The 14,116-nt window shown below is 66.4% G+C and carries 14 protein-coding genes and 1 pseudogene; 11 read left to right on the top strand and 4 right to left on the bottom strand.

Annotated features, from left to right (window positions below; all coding sequences use genetic code 11):
• The 8 genes and pseudogenes from J2X65_RS25225 to J2X65_RS25190 form a co-directional block, all read left to right on the top strand.
• A pseudogene (locus J2X65_RS25225) lies at positions 1–724 on the top strand (plasmid partitioning protein); the annotation flags it as partial.
• A 92-nt stretch (positions 725–816) separates the two neighbouring features.
• Positions 817–1,290 carry a hypothetical protein gene (locus J2X65_RS25220; protein ID WP_310207735.1) on the top strand — a complete coding sequence of 158 codons (474 nt, stop codon included), beginning with the start codon at positions 817–819 and terminating at the stop codon, positions 1,288–1,290.
• 28 nt (positions 1,291–1,318) lie between these two features.
• Positions 1,319–2,161 (top strand): DUF7007 domain-containing protein, encoded by an 843-nt coding sequence (locus tag J2X65_RS25215; protein ID WP_310207732.1) that lies wholly within the window; start codon positions 1,319–1,321, stop codon positions 2,159–2,161.
• Positions 2,158–2,487: a hypothetical protein gene (locus tag J2X65_RS25210; protein WP_310207729.1), complete on the top strand. Its 330-nt coding sequence runs from the start codon at positions 2,158–2,160 to the stop codon at positions 2,485–2,487. The genes J2X65_RS25215 and J2X65_RS25210 overlap by 4 nt, the downstream gene beginning before the upstream one ends.
• Positions 2,488–2,898: 411 nt before the next feature.
• Entirely contained in the window at positions 2,899–3,498 is a 600-nt protein-coding gene (locus J2X65_RS25205; protein WP_310207726.1) for a hypothetical protein, read from the top strand.
• Positions 3,499–3,813: 315 nt separating this feature from the next.
• A complete protein-coding gene (locus J2X65_RS25200; protein WP_310207724.1) occupies positions 3,814–4,740 on the top strand; it encodes a zincin-like metallopeptidase domain-containing protein in 927 nt (308 codons plus the stop codon).
• A 123-nt stretch (positions 4,741–4,863) separates the two neighbouring features.
• On the top strand, positions 4,864–5,019 hold the full coding sequence (locus J2X65_RS25195) for a type II toxin-antitoxin system RelE/ParE family toxin (protein WP_404977798.1): 156 nt from the start codon (positions 4,864–4,866) through the stop codon (positions 5,017–5,019).
• A 649-nt stretch (positions 5,020–5,668) separates the two neighbouring features.
• Positions 5,669–5,983 carry a DUF736 domain-containing protein gene (locus tag J2X65_RS25190; protein WP_310207722.1) on the top strand — a complete coding sequence of 105 codons (315 nt, stop codon included), beginning with the start codon at positions 5,669–5,671 and terminating at the stop codon, positions 5,981–5,983.
• A 39-nt stretch (positions 5,984–6,022) separates the two neighbouring features.
• Here the strand turns inward: J2X65_RS25190 and J2X65_RS25185 are convergent, their stop codons facing one another.
• The 4 genes from J2X65_RS25185 to traC form a co-directional block, all read right to left on the bottom strand.
• A complete protein-coding gene (locus tag J2X65_RS25185; RefSeq protein ID WP_310207720.1) occupies positions 6,023–6,304 on the bottom strand; it encodes a WGR domain-containing protein in 282 nt (93 codons plus the stop codon).
• 68 nt (positions 6,305–6,372) lie between these two features.
• On the bottom strand, positions 6,373–8,301 hold the full coding sequence (gene traG, locus J2X65_RS25180; protein WP_310207718.1) for a Ti-type conjugative transfer system protein TraG: 1,929 nt from the start codon (positions 8,299–8,301) through the stop codon (positions 6,373–6,375).
• Positions 8,288–8,503, bottom strand: coding sequence for a conjugal transfer protein TraD (gene traD / locus J2X65_RS25175; protein WP_310207715.1), 216 nt, complete (start codon positions 8,501–8,503; stop codon positions 8,288–8,290). Before traD ends, traG begins: the two co-directional genes overlap by 14 nt.
• A 4-nt stretch (positions 8,504–8,507) precedes the next feature.
• The gene (gene traC / locus J2X65_RS25170; RefSeq protein ID WP_310207712.1) at positions 8,508–8,804 is read right to left on the bottom strand and encodes a conjugal transfer protein TraC; all 297 of its coding nucleotides are present in this window, start codon (positions 8,802–8,804) and stop codon (positions 8,508–8,510) included.
• A gap of 253 nt (positions 8,805–9,057) precedes the next feature.
• Between traC and traA the strand changes: the two genes are divergently transcribed.
• Genes traA through J2X65_RS25155 form a run of 3 tightly spaced genes read left to right on the top strand, consistent with a single transcriptional unit; the run spans position 9,058 to position 14,103 of the window.
• Complete coding sequence (traA, locus tag J2X65_RS25165; RefSeq protein WP_310207708.1) at positions 9,058–12,366, top strand: Ti-type conjugative transfer relaxase TraA; 3,309 nt, start codon at positions 9,058–9,060, stop codon at positions 12,364–12,366.
• Positions 12,363–12,947 (top strand): conjugative transfer signal peptidase TraF, encoded by a 585-nt coding sequence (gene traF, locus J2X65_RS25160; RefSeq protein WP_404977797.1) that lies wholly within the window; start codon positions 12,363–12,365, stop codon positions 12,945–12,947. Before traA ends, traF begins: the two co-directional genes overlap by 4 nt.
• Entirely contained in the window at positions 12,868–14,103 is a 1,236-nt protein-coding gene (locus tag J2X65_RS25155) for a conjugal transfer protein TraB (RefSeq protein WP_310207705.1), read from the top strand. Before traF ends, J2X65_RS25155 begins: the two co-directional genes overlap by 80 nt.
• Positions 14,104–14,116: the final 13 nt, after the last annotated feature.

Raw genomic sequence — 14,116 nt, 5'->3', positions numbered from 1 at the left:
CCCGGAGGTGACGCGCAAGGGCATCGAGATGATTAGTGACATGCGTACCGACGCCCTGCACGAGGCGCTGTCCCGTGCCCCGATCGAGGACGACATGCTGATGGCGTTGCTGGTGCTGGCACTGGCCGGGCGCAACGTCTCGATCCAGTCGGGAGCATCCGACGACATCTATGGTTATGCCCGGATGGAGCGTCATGCCGTCAGCCTCGTCGACGAGGAGGGCCAGCTTGTTCCCGATAGGGACAGGCTGCGCATCGCGGCCCGCTCCGCATTGATCGATGCGTTGTCGGCGCGGGAGAACCGCACCGATAGCGGGATCGTGGCCCGGATCGCCGGCAACGCCGTCGGAGCCGACGGTTTCTTGCCGAACATGGGCACGGAGGAGTTCCTGTCGTGTCTGTCGCGCGCTGCCCTCGAGCGCGCCTGCTCGAACACATCCGTGGCTCCCCGTGCCAGGGTCAAGGATACGCGCGCCGCGCTCGTGGAGCACTTCAAGGATGAGCGCTTCGTCTATCCGACGGCGCTGTTCGCGCCGGATGCCGCTGCGCTGAGCCAGTGGCTGACGAAAAACAGCGTCATTGATGACGAGCATGACGGCACGCCGTCCGAGCAGGACGAGCGCGACGGCGATGAGCCCATCGAGCCTGCGCACGACTTCGACGCGGATGAAGACGGCTTCGACGAGGCGGGTATCCCCGAGGGCTTCCGCGAAGCCGCCGAATAGCGGCTCCCCCTCCCCTCTTTCAGAATGCCCTCGCCGCCGCCGGTCATCCCGGCGGCGGTCGTGTTTTCACGCCCGCGCACAAGGAGGACCTCATGTCCGCGCACATCATCCAAGACCATGCTCCCATCGGTTCCCTCGTCGCCTGGGCCGACGGCACGCCGCGCCCGCCCGAGCGGTACCGGAAGCAGCTCGCAGCCTGGCAGAGCCGCAACAGCCGTGGGCGTCTGATCAGCAAAGGCGGTGGCCGCGCGATCGGGAATCTCTCGCTCTCGGCCACCTTCACCCTGCACGAGGCGGATTACGGTGCCGGTGGTGTCATCGCCATTCGTGTCCATCGGACCTTTTCGGTGGAATCCGCGCTCAGCTTCACCATCGTTGAGCGGCCCGCGATCGGTTCGGTGCGCGTGTTCGACCATGCCGGCGAGAACGCCGAGTTGGTCTACCTCGCGCCACATCGCGCCGCGGCGGAGGAATGGCTGTCACGGCACGGTTATCCGCGTGCCGTGCTCGATGAGGTGACGGAAGACGAGGTCGGCGCCGATATCGTCGAAGGGAGAGCGGCATGACCATCCCCCTTCCTTCCGGAAGCCTGCGATGGTGGCGCCGACTTTCGGCATCTCCGCCGATGGCCTCCCGGTTGCGCGCATGGGCGACAACGCCTTCGCTATGCTGCCCGGTCGCGACGGCCGGCATTACCTCGCCAGCGGCTGGAAGATCGGCCGGCCGCTGGCCGAATGGCGGCGGGATGACTTCTACGGCCACTCCGGCGAGCTTGCCGACGAGGCGGCGTTCTGCGCTCAGGTGCTGGAACATGCCGAGCACCAGCGCGAACGTCAGGCGCTCGGCCGACGTGAGATCTCCTCTCGTGTCCACACGCCGTGGGGACCCTCGCAGGGTGCGACCGTCTATGCCGAGGGTGTCGAGTGTCATTCGACCGCCGGCCACGGCGGCTTCAAACTCTCGGCCGAGCGCAATCGCAAGGTCGATCCTGTGCTGCGGGTTGCGGGCGGCTTCTACGAGGAGGATGAGGCCTGGGCGATCGTGGCAATTACCTTCCCGCATCTGTTCATCAGCTTCGAGCGGCGCTGCGCCGAACGCACCATGAAGGATTCATGGCCGGATGCCTGGGAGACGATCTTCGGGACGATCCTCGCTCCGGGTGAGTCCCATGAGAAAGACCGCCGCGCTTTCGAGGCTGAGCACGCCGGTGACTGGATCGTGATCTCGGCGATCACGTCGGAGCAGCAGCCCGGGTTCGTCGAATGCGTCGCGGCACCGGGCGGGCATCGTGGGCCGGGAACGGAGGAGCGGCGCTTCCTCGTTCCGTCGGATGACTACACGATGGGCCGCTTCGGCTTTGTCATCGATCCCGACCGCCACGCCGTCTATGGCGGACCGTCGAGCTTCATCGGCTGGCAGGGGAGGACCGCGACATGACCCCTCCATCCGAGGTCCGCGTCCAACTCGCGCGCATGGAGGAGGCGCGCCGGCAGATCCAGCGCCAACTCGACCTGATCGACCGGCAGATCGTCCGGCGGATGACGGGACTGATCCCGCAGCTCCAGCCGAAGCGTACGGGCTACCGGCATGGCAAGCGGCCCGATCCCGACGCTTTCCTTGAGCGCTACCGTTCGCATCTCGCCGCACTGACCGCCGAGCACCAGCCCGAGATCGACGCCCTGTCCCGGAGGCTCGCTCATCAGGACCAGGCGATCGCCGTTCTCCGCATGCGTCATGGTCTCGTCCCGCCGCGGGTCGCCTGATCAGCACGGGTGGGAGCGGAACCTTCTCTTCCGGGCCTTCGGAGAGCGACAGTCGAGGGGAGACGGAGGTCGTCGGGCGCCGGTGGCCTTCTCCTTTTCCCGGTTGCCTTGTTACCCTCATCTCCCGCTCACCGGCATCACCTCGGGTTTGCTGCGGTCTGAACCGTCTGCCGGGCGCTTCAAGGCCGCGTGCCGCGCCGCGTGGCGGCCGGCCCTCGCCGATCTCGGCAGACCGGGCCCGCGTCCTGCGCGAGGGCTGACGCCCTGCTGGTCCGCAGACGCTGTCCGCTCGCCTGGCAAGGACCGGACCCTGAACCGCCCGGCGGCCGCCGGTTCCTTTCGACCGCACCCGAGGGGACGCCGGCAAGCGGCGGACAGACCTCGGGAGATGAAACCGGAAAGGAATACATCATGGCCAAGAGCACTCCGTCCTCCGCTCCGTCCTCCCGTCACACCGCCCGCGTTGTTCCGCTCCGCAAGGGCACCACTCTTGAGATGGTCCGCCTTGCCTGCCCCGATGCCACGCAAATGACCCTGATCTCCGAGAGCTTCGGACTCCCGATCCTCGACAGCGACGGCATCCGCGACCAGCATGAGCGCCTGATCGTCGAGACGGCCGATGGGCTGAAGGAAGGGCTCGGTGAGCGGGCGATGCAGATCCACCTGCAGCGCATCGTCGGCGCCTATGTCGGCTCGGCCCATGGTGCCGGGCAGTTCTACAGCCGGGCTGTCACCGAAGCACGCGATGTTACCGCCAAGGCGGCCAACGACATGCGCGACGAGGATCGCGACGGTCCGGTCGGCTTCGACAGCGGCGCCCAGCGCAAGCGCGAGTTCGCGGCCGACATGGGACTTCAGGCCCATGCGCTCAGGATGGCGGCCGAGGGCGCGGTTGGTGCCTACGAACTGGTCGTCGGCGAGGCCTGGAAGCCCTTCGAGCGGCAGGTCGAGAATTCCGGCCACAGCGTCGACCGCAAGGCCGCCGAACTCCAGATGGCGGCTCTCGGCTGAGCCGCCTCGGGCGGGGCTCCGGCCCCGCCCTTCTCATTGCCTCTCGGCCTCTTCTCAGCCGGTCTCGCGATGCGGGAGCGGCCTTTTTCATGTCGCCGCGCGCAGGGAGGGAAAAGGAGGACGAGAGAGCGGCTCGCGCTCACACCCCGTCCCGGCCTGTGGTCCTGCCGGGCCCGGCGGTCCGCGCAACGGCTGCGCCGTCTTCCACATGCGTTCCAGCCCCTGCGGGGTGCGCAGTCCTCCTGATCGGCCCGGCTTCAGGACCGCCGTGACGGGGTCGCGATCGGCGCGACCTCCGGGACGGAGGTTCAGTTTATGAGCAGGAATGAAGAGAAGCCGCGCGTCGACATCTATGCGCGGATCACAGAGAGGATCGTGGCGGATCTGGAAAAGGGTGTGCGGCCCTGGATGCAGCCATGGCGTTCCGCGAATGCCATCGGCCGGGTGACGCGGCCGCTGCGCCATAACGGATTGCCGTATTCCGGCATGAACGTGCTGCTGCTGTGGTCGGAGGCGATGGCACGCGGCTACGTCTCGCCGGTCTGGATGACCTTCAAGCAGGCGATCGAACTCGGTGGCGCGGTCCGCAAGGGCGAGACCGGCACCATGGTGGTCTTTGCAAGCCGCTTCACCAAGGCCGAGGCCGATGGGAATGGCGGCGAGGTCGAGCGGGAAATTCCCTTCCTGAAAGCCTATACCGCCTTCAACGTCGCGCAGATCGACGGGCTGCCGGAGCGCTACCATGCGAAGGCCGAGCCGATTCGCGATCCGATCGAACGGATCGAGGAGGCCGACCGCTTCTTCGCCAACACCGGCGCGGTGATCCGGCATGGCGGCGACCGCGCCTTCTATTCTCCCGGCAGCGACCATATCCAGATGCCGCCGTTCCAGACATTCCGGGATGGGGCGAGCTACGTCGCTGTCCTCAGCCATGAGGCCACCCATTGGACATCGGCGCCGCATCGCGTGAACCGCGATCTCAGCCGCTATTCGAGAGACAGCAGCGAACGCGCGCGCGAGGAGCTGATCGCGGAACTCGGGAGCTGCTTCCTCTGCGCCGATCTCGGCATCGTGCCGGAGCTGGAGCCGCGCCCGGACCATGCCAGCTATCTCGATTCCTGGCTCAAGGTGCTGGCTGAGGACAAGCGAGCGATCTTCTCGGCGGCGGCGCATGCGCAGCGCGCCGTCGCCTTCCTACACAGCCTCCAGCCGGCTGTTTCTCAAGAGCGCGAGGCCGCCTGAGGCTTCTCGTTGCGCATGTCGCCGGGGAGGGCGGCGAGCCCTCCCCGATCCGGATGACCTCCATCCTGACGGCCGATCATCGCGTTCGCCAGCGCATGCAAGGGACGCGTAGTCGGGAGAAGGCTGGCAATCGTCATTCAATCGCATTACGGGACGCGCGAACTGGTGATTTCCTGCACGCCTTATGTCGCCGCCTATGTCGTGACGGAAACGGCGGTCCGTATCGTTCGCGTCCTGCATGGCGCGCAGCGGTGGCCGGAGACCTTGCCCGAGGGTTGACGTTTTCGTCCCTGGAAAGCGACTACGCGGATCCGGACGGGGTGGGGCCTGCCTTGCGGCAGCGGCGCCAGGCATGCATCGGTTCTCGCCACGGGTCTCGATGAGGCGGGACTGGCTCGGATGTCGGCTGACGGGCTCCATCCGCGTGAGCGTCGCGGGAGAAGGAGCCGCCGCGATGAGCGTGCCGTCCGGCGCAGGCGTCCATTCTCATGTAGCCGTGACGATGGTTCGTGATGCGCCGGCCTGGAGGGGTATTCGTCAGAACCCGCCGGTGCTCGAATTCGGTGGAGCGTTGCCGCCTGATCGATCTTCCGCGCGGTGGCGAGAATGAGAGTGCCGAGGTTCTGGTTCAGCCACGGCCTGTCCTTTCTCTCTTGTACCGGCCGACCCTCCTGCAGGCTCGATGGGGCATGTCTGACCGGAGACCGGCTTCGCCTCGATCGTCTTCCCGCAACGGCATCAGGCGATTTTCTGACCCCTGGCGGACCCTGCGGGCGCCGCCATTCCTCGCCGACTAACAAAATTGCCTGACGCCGCCCTCCACTTCGTTCCGGCCTCTGCGAGGTGCGGTCCCATCGTCCCCGGTCTTGTCGACAACCATCGAGGCCGCGGAGGGCGCGGCCCGAGAATCTGGAAAAGGACGAGTACCATGGCGACCATCGGCACCTTCACCTCCACCTCGAACGGCTTCACCGGCTCGATCAAGACTCTCACCCTCAACGTCAAGGCCCGCTTCGAGCGGATCGAGAACCCCTCCGACAAGGGCCCGCACTTCCGCATCTTCGCCAGCGGCTCGGTTGAGCTGGGCGCGGCGTGGCAGAAGCACTCCGAACAAAGCGGCCGCGACTACCTCTCGGTCAAGCTGGACGACCCGAGCTTCCCGGCTCCGATCTACGCCACCCTGGTCGAGGTCGAAGGAGAGGATGGCCTCTCGCTGATCTGGTCCCGGCCCAACCGGGACTGACCATCAAGGTGGCCCCGCCTCCGCGGCGGGGCCAGCCTCTTACCCCTCAGGAGTTGAGCTGTCCGGCGAGACCGGTTTTCCCTTCGGTCGATAGCCGCGGTCGCGTTTCTGCCGCAGCAAGTCGAGGAAGAGCTTCACGGCTTCGTCTTCCCGGTCGAAGGAATGCTGCATCGTCTGCCCATATGCGCCGATGCGTCCCCAGCGCCGGATGAGGCAGGCCTGTCCGAACAGGGTCTGCTCGATCGACATGGCGTAGAACCGGGCCATGTTCCTGGAGGCATCCCTGCGTTCGATATAGAGCTGATAGGGCTGGGCGAGCATGACTCCAGAATCCTATCGACGGGATTCGGCGTCCAACGACACTTATGAATCGGTCCGGCGGCATCGATTCATTCCCGTGAAGGTTTGTGTGGCCCGACATCACGCGCCACTTCGCTTTTCTCCGCCTGGAACCTGTTCGCCTTCACGCAACCCTTCATGTCGCTCCGACGGAACCAGATGGCGCGGCCGCAGCGCAGCGGCGCGTTGCCGGCGGTGAAGACGATCTGCTCGTCGGCGCGCATGCGCAGTACCTCGTGCGGCTGGATCAGCGGGCGTGAGGCGAGCTGTTTCGATCGCGTGCGCGAGGAGCCCGATGATTGCGAGGAGCGGCTGACCTGGTCGATCTCGACCGTGGTCGCGCCGCAGCGCCGGGAGATGTAGTCGGCGGTTTCGGGATCGTTGACGGCGGCGAAGCTGATCCAGCTCGCCGACTCGAACCATTTGCTGGCGGCGTCCCGCCCGCCCCAGGTCTCGCGCATCTGGCCGATCGACTGGAACAGCAGGATGAGGGTGATGCCGTATTTGCGGCCGGCATCACGGGCGGTCTCGAGGATGCGCATGAAGCCGAGCCGCGCCACCTCGTCGAGCAGGAACAGCGCCCTCCCCTGCACCGCGCCATTGCGATTGTAGATCGCATTCATGAAGGCGCCGATGATGACGCGGGCGAGGCCGGCATGGCTCTCCAGCGTCTTCAGGTCGAGATTGATGAAGACGTCCGTCTCGCCCCCGGCGAGATCGTCGGTGACGAAGGAGTGGCCCGACACGAGCGCGGCATAGTTCGGGTAGCTCAGCCAGTGAGTCTCCTTCACGGCGTTGGCGTAGACGCCCGAGAAGGTCTCCGGCGTCATGTTGACGAAGACGGCGACGTTCTCCCTCACGAACGGCGATTGCGACCCGTCATAGATTTCCTGCAAACGCGACCTCAGCTTCGGCTCCGGCTCGGAGAGATTGGCACGCACCTGGCGAAGGGTCTGGTCCTTCTCCTCCGTATGCCCCGACAAGCAGACGTCGGCGATGAGGGCGGTCAGGAGCTGCAAGGCCGAGGCGCGGAAGAAGTCGTCGCGCACGCCGCGCGCCCCGCCGCTGTCGCTCATGATCCATGAGGCGACCGCCGCGATGTCCTCCTCCTTCGTCCCTCCGAAGCGCCCGATCCAGTCCAGCGTGTTGAAGCCGGTCGCCGGCTGTTTCGGATCGAGGACATGGACGGTGCGTCCGGCCGCGCGGCGATGATCGGTCACCATGGGCGCGACCTCGTTCGACGGATCGAGCACGACGAGCGTGCCGCCCCATTTGAGCGCGATTGGGATCGTCACCGAGGTCGTCTTGTAGCCGCCGGAACCGGCGAAGACGATGCCATGCGACGAGCCGAAGGAGGCGTCGAAGCAGAGCAGCGGCGAACGCCCGCCCGCACCCCAGCTTGGCCGGTCCATCGTGCGAAACGCCGCCGCCGCCGTGCTGCCTTTGTCGACACGGTAGCGCTCGCCGACGACGATTCCACCGGTGTCGGGAAAGAGCTTGCCGGCCTCGGTCATCGTCATCCAGTCGGCATCGCCGTACAGGGCGCGCTTGCCATGCACGCGCTTCGGCGCCGATGGGGCGAAGGCGGTATTGCCTTTCACCGCGACGCGCAGGGCGAAGCAGCCGACGATCAGCAGGGCGCTTCCGCCAATCAGGTATGCGGGATCGATCTGGGCGAGCGCAGGCGACCGCGATGTCGCACGCAGCGCAGCGACGGTGATCGCCGCCGCACATCCCGCGATGACGCCCCATCCGACTCTGCGGATGTTGGCGGCGCCGGCAGCGGCGAAGAGGAAGATCACGCCGGTCGCAGCTGCGGCGAGGAAGGGCAGCGCGAGACCGGCGCGGCCAAACATAAGGCGCTGTGCGTCGGTCTTGCCCAGCGTGGCAAGCGCTTGCTCGAAACCGGAGAGGCCGATCAGCGCACCGATCATCAGTGCGATCGGCGCCAAGGCGAGCAGAAGCCTATTTGGCGTCATGACCGAAGGCCGTCGCGCCGATCGCGGCGAGGCGCATACGCTCGGCATCGTCGGCCTTAAGCCGCTGGCCGAGTTCGATCAGCGCGCCGAGCAGGACGGCGCGCTTCTCGTAGCGCAACCCCGCCTTGGCGATCAGGCCGCCGAGCTCGATCTTCTCGCGCGTGTCTTGTCTGCGGACTTCGGTTGAGGATGCTTGGCGCATGCGCTCACACCTCGCCAGCGCCATCCGCAGCCGCGCCAGCCGCGACCTTCGGGGTCGTGGCTGTGGGCTCCTCCATGGCGCCGCCATCTCTTTTCCCGGTCGCCCTTCCAGCCTTCCCACGAAACCGACCGGCAATCTCCTCGAACGCGACCTGTAGTTCGCTCTCCTCAATCTCGATCTCGCCGAGCCCCGCTTTCAGGGCCACACGCCCGATCCGCTCGGCCTCCCGTGTTTCGGCGAGCTTGAGCTGGGCCTGGAGCTGGATGATTTCCTCGCGGATTTTCGACGATGGCTTCTTCATTCCGGTGGGACCTCCTGTTGCGCCCGGTGCGGATCGCATCGGGCAAGGCTCTTCCGGTTGCCCTGTGATCGAAAGGTGCAGATTTGCACGTCGGCGCAGCCGACACTTTGGCTGATGATCCCGGCCGTTCCGAAGGAATGGTCCAAGGGCGCAGTAATACGTCGCTATCGCGACGCCCTGCTTCAGCCCGGCCAGTGGCCGCCACTCCCGACGAACACGCCTGTCTTGTCGTCGTTCGGGAGCCCGCGCCGCCTTGGCCATCACGCATTTCACGCCCCAGCTCATCTCGCGCGGCTCCGGCCGCAGCGTCGTGCTGTCGGCGGCGTACCGGCATTGCGCGCGGATGGAGCACGAGGCGGAAGGGCGGATCGTCGATTATTCTGCCAGGCGCGGGCTCCAGCATGAAGAATTCCTGCTGCCGGCCGGCGCGCCGGACTGGGCGCGGGCGCTGATCGCCGATCGCTCGGTCGCCGGGGCGGCGGAAGCATTCTGGAATGCGGTCGAGGCCTTCGAGAAGCGTTCCGATGCGCAACTCGCCAGGGAGTTCATCATCGCGCTGCCGGTCGAGCTGTCGGTCGATCAGAACATCGCCCTGGTGCGCGAATTCGTCGAGACGCAAATGCTCGCCCGCGGGCAGGTGGCGGACTGGGTATTCCATGATGAACCGGGCAATCCGCATATCCACCTGATGACCACTTTGCGGCCTCTGACCGAAGCTGGCTTCGGGTCGAAGAAGGTCGCGGTGCTCGGCGAGGACGGGCAGCCCTTGCGCAATGACGCCGGCAAGATCGTCTATCGGCTCTGGTCCGGCGAGAAGATGGAGTTCCTTGAGCAGCGCGAGGGCTGGCTCGCTCTCCAGAACAAGCATCTGGCGCTTGCCGGTCTCGACATCCGCGTCGACGGCCGCTCCTACGCCGAGCGCGGTATCGATCTCGTACCGACCACCCATGTCGGCGTGGCGGCGAAGGCGATCGACCGGAAGGAGGCGGCGACGGGATGGTCGCCCCGGCTGGAGCGTGTCGCGCTCCATGAGGAGAGACGGACCGAGAACCGCGCGCGTATCCTGCGCCGGCCGGAGATCGTGCTCGACCTCGTCACGCGCGAGATGAGCGTCTTCACGGAGCGCGACATCGCCAAGGTGCTGCATCGCTATGTCGATGATGCCGGCACCTTCCAGCACCTCCTTGCGCGGATCATGCACGATCCCGAAGTGCTCCGTCTGGAAGGCGAGCGCATCGGCTTTGCGAGCGGCATCCGTGAGCCCGCCAAGTACACGACGCGTGAGCTGATTACGCTCGAAGCCGAAATGGCCCATCGCGCGATCTGGCTTGCCGCGCGGTCCTCGCATGGTGTTCGCGAGACCGTGCTCGCTACGGTGTTCCAGCGTCATGCCCGGCTCTCGGAAGAGCAGCGCGTGGCGATTGCCCATGTCGCCGGCGACGGACGGCTGGCCGCTGTCGTCGGGCGCGCCGGCGCCGGCAAGACTACGATGATGAAGGCCGCGCGGGAAGTCTGGGAAGCGGCCGGCTATCGCGTCGTCGGCGCGGCGCTCGCCGGCAAGGCGGCGGAGGGCCTTTCGAGCGAGGCCGGCATCGCCTCGCGCACGCTCGCCTCCTGGGAGCGCGCCTGGTTGAAGGGTCGTGACCAGATCGACGAAAAGACCATCTTCGTGCTGGATGAAGCCGGCATGGTGTCATCCCGGCAGATGGCGCTGTTCGTCGAGACGGTGGTGAAGGCCGGCGCCAAGCTGGTGCTCGTCGGCGATCCCGATCAGCTCCAGCCGATCGAGGCGGGTGCCGCGTTCCGCGCCATCGTCGAGCGCACCGGCTATGCCGAGCTGGAGACCATCTATCGCCAGCGCGAACAATGGATGCGCGACGCCTCGCTTGATCTCGCGCGTGGCAATGTCGCCGCGGCGCTGAAGAGCTATGAGGCGAACGGCAGGCTCCAGCCGGGCGAACTCAAGACGAATGCCGTTGCAGCACTCATCGAGGACTGGAACCGCGAGTATGATCCGGCGAAGTCGACGCTGATCCTCGCCCATCTCCGGCGTGACGTGCGCGCGCTTAACGACATGGCACGGAGCAAGCTGATCGAGCGCGGCCTCGTGGAAGAAGGTCATGCCTTCCGCACGGAGGATGGCCCCCGCCGTTTCGCGGCCCGCGACCAGATCGTGTTCCTGAAGAATGACGCGGCGCTCGGCGTGAAGAACGGCATGATCGCCCATGTCGTCGAGGCCCGGCCGGGTTGGTTTAGGGCTATGATCGGCGAGGGCGAACACCGCCGCCCCGTCGAGGTCGACGAGCGCTTCTACGCCAATGTCGATCATGGCTATGCGACGACCATCCACAAAAGCCAGGGCGCGACCGTCGATCGCGTCAAGGTGCTCGCCACCCTCTCGCTGGACCGTCACCTGTCCTATGTGGCGCTCACCCGTCATCGCGAGGACGTCGGTCTCTATTACGGGGCGCTTTCCTTCCGGAAGGCCGGCGGCTTGACGAAGATCCTGTCGCAGCATCGGAGCAAGGAAACCACGCTCGACTATGAGCATGCCGGCTCCTATCGCGCCGCTCTGCGCTTCACTGAAGCGCGCGGCCTGCACCTCGTCCGCGTCGCCCGCACACTCGTCACTGAGCGGCTGCGCTGGACCATCCGGCAGAAGGACAAGCTCGCCGATCTTAGCACGCGGCTCCTGGCCTTCGGTTTGAGGTTCGGCCTCGGCGTGGCCCCGAAATACACCGTCCCGGAAACGCAGAAGGGGATTAGGCCTATGGTCGCTGGCATCACCGCATTCCCCCAATCCGTCGATCAGGCGGTCGAGGACAGGCTCGCCGCCGATCCCGGGCTATCGAGGCAATGGGAGGAGGTGTCGACGCGCTTCCGCTTTGTCTTCGCCGAACCGGAGGTCGCGTTCCGCAAGGTCGACGTCGACGGCATGATCAGGAACGCCGACACCGCCAAATCCACGCTGTCGACGATAGCTGCAAAGCCCGAAAGCTTCGGTGCGCTGAAGGGTAAGACCGGCCTTCTCACCAGCCGCGCCGACCGGGACGACCGCGAACGTGCGGCGCTCAACATGCCCGCGCTCGCGCGCGACCTCGAGCGCTATCTGCGGCTGCGTGCCGAGGCCGAGCGTAAGTTTGAGGCCGAGGAACGCGCGGCCCGCGTGAAGGTCGCCATCGACATCCCGGGACTGTCATCGATGGCCAGGCAGACTCTCGCAAAGGTCCGCGACGCGATCGACCGCAACGATCTTCCGGCGGCGCTCGCCTTTTCTCTCGAGGACAAGATGGTGAAGGCCGAGCTCGAGGGTTTTGCTCGAGCGGTCTCGGAGCGGTTCGGCGAGCGGTCCATGCTTGCCAACGGCGCGAAGACCCCGGAGGGGCCCACCTTCGAGCAGCTCGCCGCCGGGATGAGTGCCTGCCAACGCGATGAGCTGAAATCGGCCTGGCCGACGATGCGCACGGCGCAGCAACTCGCCGCCCAGCAGAGCACCGCTGAGGGGCTGAAGCAGGCCGAGGCGATGGGCCAATCGCAGCGGCAAGGATTGTCGCTCAAATGACGGTCGGTGCGCGTGCGGATGCCGGGAAGCTGACCGGAAAGAAGAGCGGCGAAACGCGGCGGCGTGCGCTCGCGATCTTGGTCGGCGGCGGGGTCGTGATGGCGGGGATCGCCGTTCCGGGCTGGCTCGGCGGATGGCGCATCAACCTCACGCCGAGCGAGCCGATTGGGCTGTGGCGCATCGTGCCGCTGGAGCGTCCTCTCGCGGTCGGGGATCTCGTCTTCGTCTGTCCGCCGCCGGGACCGATCTCGGCCTTCGGCCTCGTGCGCGGCTACCTCCATTGGGGATCGTGCCCCGGCGCGGTAGCACCGCTCATCAAGACTGTCGCGGCACTCTCCGGTAGTCGGATCGAGGTCGGCGCCGGCGTCATGATCGATGGCGCCGCCCTGTCCCGCTCCGAACTGATCGCTCGCGATGGCGCTGGACGTCCGCTCATCCCCTGGGCCGGCGGCATTGTTCCCGCCAGCCAAATCTTCGTCCATTCTCCTTTCGCAGGTTCCTATGACTCCCGCTACTTCGGGCCGATCCCCGCCGCCGGCTTTCTCGGTCTGGCGCGGCCGATCTTCACCCTCCATCCCTGATCGCTGGCGCCCTGCCCTCCTCGTCACAGCGGCCGTCGCCATCGGCTGGGTGGGCTGGAGCGGCCATGCGCTCACACTTCCCTTCGCCATGTTGTTCCCGGCGCTTTGGGCGTGGGCGCCGAACCGCGTCACGGCGGCGGCGGTCTCGATGGCGTATTTCCTGGCGGCTTCGCGAGGCCTACCGCAGGGCGTCGCTACCTTCTTTGCCTCCGATCTATGGTTGGGACTCGGGCTATGGATTTGCGCGTCGTGTCTCTTTGTCGGAGTGCACGCTGCGCTGTGGGTGAGACAACCCGGATGGACGCGCGCGCTTCGCTATCTGGTGGCGGCTTTTCTGATGGCGTTTCCGCCGTTTGGAATCATAGGGTGGGCGCATCCCGTGACGGCTGCCGGGGTCCTCTTTCCAGGCTGGGGCTGGTGGGGGCTCACGGCTGCCGTCGTGATGTTGCTGGTCGCGACCACGCGCGCCTGGCCGGTCATGATGATTGTCCTCGCTGGTCTATGGTTATGGTCGGCGACGAACCCGGCCAAACCGCCAGCGCCCGTGGGGTGGAGGGGCGTTGACCTCTCTCTCGGTCAGAACCTCGGCCGCGAGCATTCCCTTGTCTATCAGGACGCGCTTGCCACCCTGGTGCGCGAGCAGGCCACCAGCGGTGCCCACGTTGTGATCCTGCCGGAAAGCGCGCTCGGGTTCTGGACCCCGACCCTCGAAAATCTCTGGATCAACGCGTTGCGTGACTCGAACGTCACACTCCTCGCCGGCGCTGCGGTGCTCGATCGGCATAGCTACGACAACGTGATGGTGGAAATTTCGTCCGGTAAGGCGAGTGTGCTCTACCGCGAGCGAATGCCGGTACCTGTGTCCATGTGGCAGCCCTGGGCGACATGGACCGGAGCGGGCGGCGGCGCCCGCGCCTCCTTCTTTGCGAACCCGGTAGTGGAACTCGCCGGCATCCGGATCGCGCCGGTCATCTGCTACGAACAGCTCATCGTCTGGCCTATTCTTCAATCGATGTGGTTCGGCGCGGAGATGATCGTCGCGGCTGGCAATGGCTGGTGGACCCAAGGCTCCTCGATCGTCGAGATCCAGAAGGCGAGCGTGAGCGCGTGGGCGCGGCTGTTCGCCGTCCCTCTGGTGATCTCGTTCAACACCTGAAGCAAGGAGGAGA

The organism is Ancylobacter sp. 3268 (assembly GCF_031456575.1).
In the GTDB taxonomy this organism is placed as follows: Bacteria; Pseudomonadota; Alphaproteobacteria; order Rhizobiales; family Xanthobacteraceae; genus Ancylobacter.
Note: the sequence above shows the minus strand (reverse complement) of the source record. Positions and strands in the feature narration are given on the sequence as shown.

Coding starts and splice junctions, on each gene's coding strand:
- traC (WP_310207712.1), bottom strand. CDS start 8,804: ATGAAGAAGCCATCGTCGAAAATCCGCGAGGAAATCATCCAGCTCCAG.
- J2X65_RS25220 (WP_310207735.1), top strand. CDS start 817: ATGTCCGCGCACATCATCCAAGACCATGCTCCCATCGGTTCCCTCGTC.
- traG (WP_310207718.1), bottom strand. CDS start 8,301: ATGACGCCAAATAGGCTTCTGCTCGCCTTGGCGCCGATCGCACTGATG.
- traD (WP_310207715.1), bottom strand. CDS start 8,503: ATGCGCCAAGCATCCTCAACCGAAGTCCGCAGACAAGACACGCGCGAG.
- traF (WP_404977797.1), top strand. CDS start 12,363: ATGACGGTCGGTGCGCGTGCGGATGCCGGGAAGCTGACCGGAAAGAAG.
- J2X65_RS25215 (WP_310207732.1), top strand. CDS start 1,319: ATGGTGGCGCCGACTTTCGGCATCTCCGCCGATGGCCTCCCGGTTGCG.
- J2X65_RS25185 (WP_310207720.1), bottom strand. CDS start 6,304: ATGCTCGCCCAGCCCTATCAGCTCTATATCGAACGCAGGGATGCCTCC.
- J2X65_RS25210 (WP_310207729.1), top strand. CDS start 2,158: ATGACCCCTCCATCCGAGGTCCGCGTCCAACTCGCGCGCATGGAGGAG.
- J2X65_RS25205 (WP_310207726.1), top strand. CDS start 2,899: ATGGCCAAGAGCACTCCGTCCTCCGCTCCGTCCTCCCGTCACACCGCC.
- J2X65_RS25190 (WP_310207722.1), top strand. CDS start 5,669: ATGGCGACCATCGGCACCTTCACCTCCACCTCGAACGGCTTCACCGGC.
- J2X65_RS25155 (WP_310207705.1), top strand. CDS start 12,868: ATGACTCCCGCTACTTCGGGCCGATCCCCGCCGCCGGCTTTCTCGGTC.
- J2X65_RS25200 (WP_310207724.1), top strand. CDS start 3,814: ATGAGCAGGAATGAAGAGAAGCCGCGCGTCGACATCTATGCGCGGATC.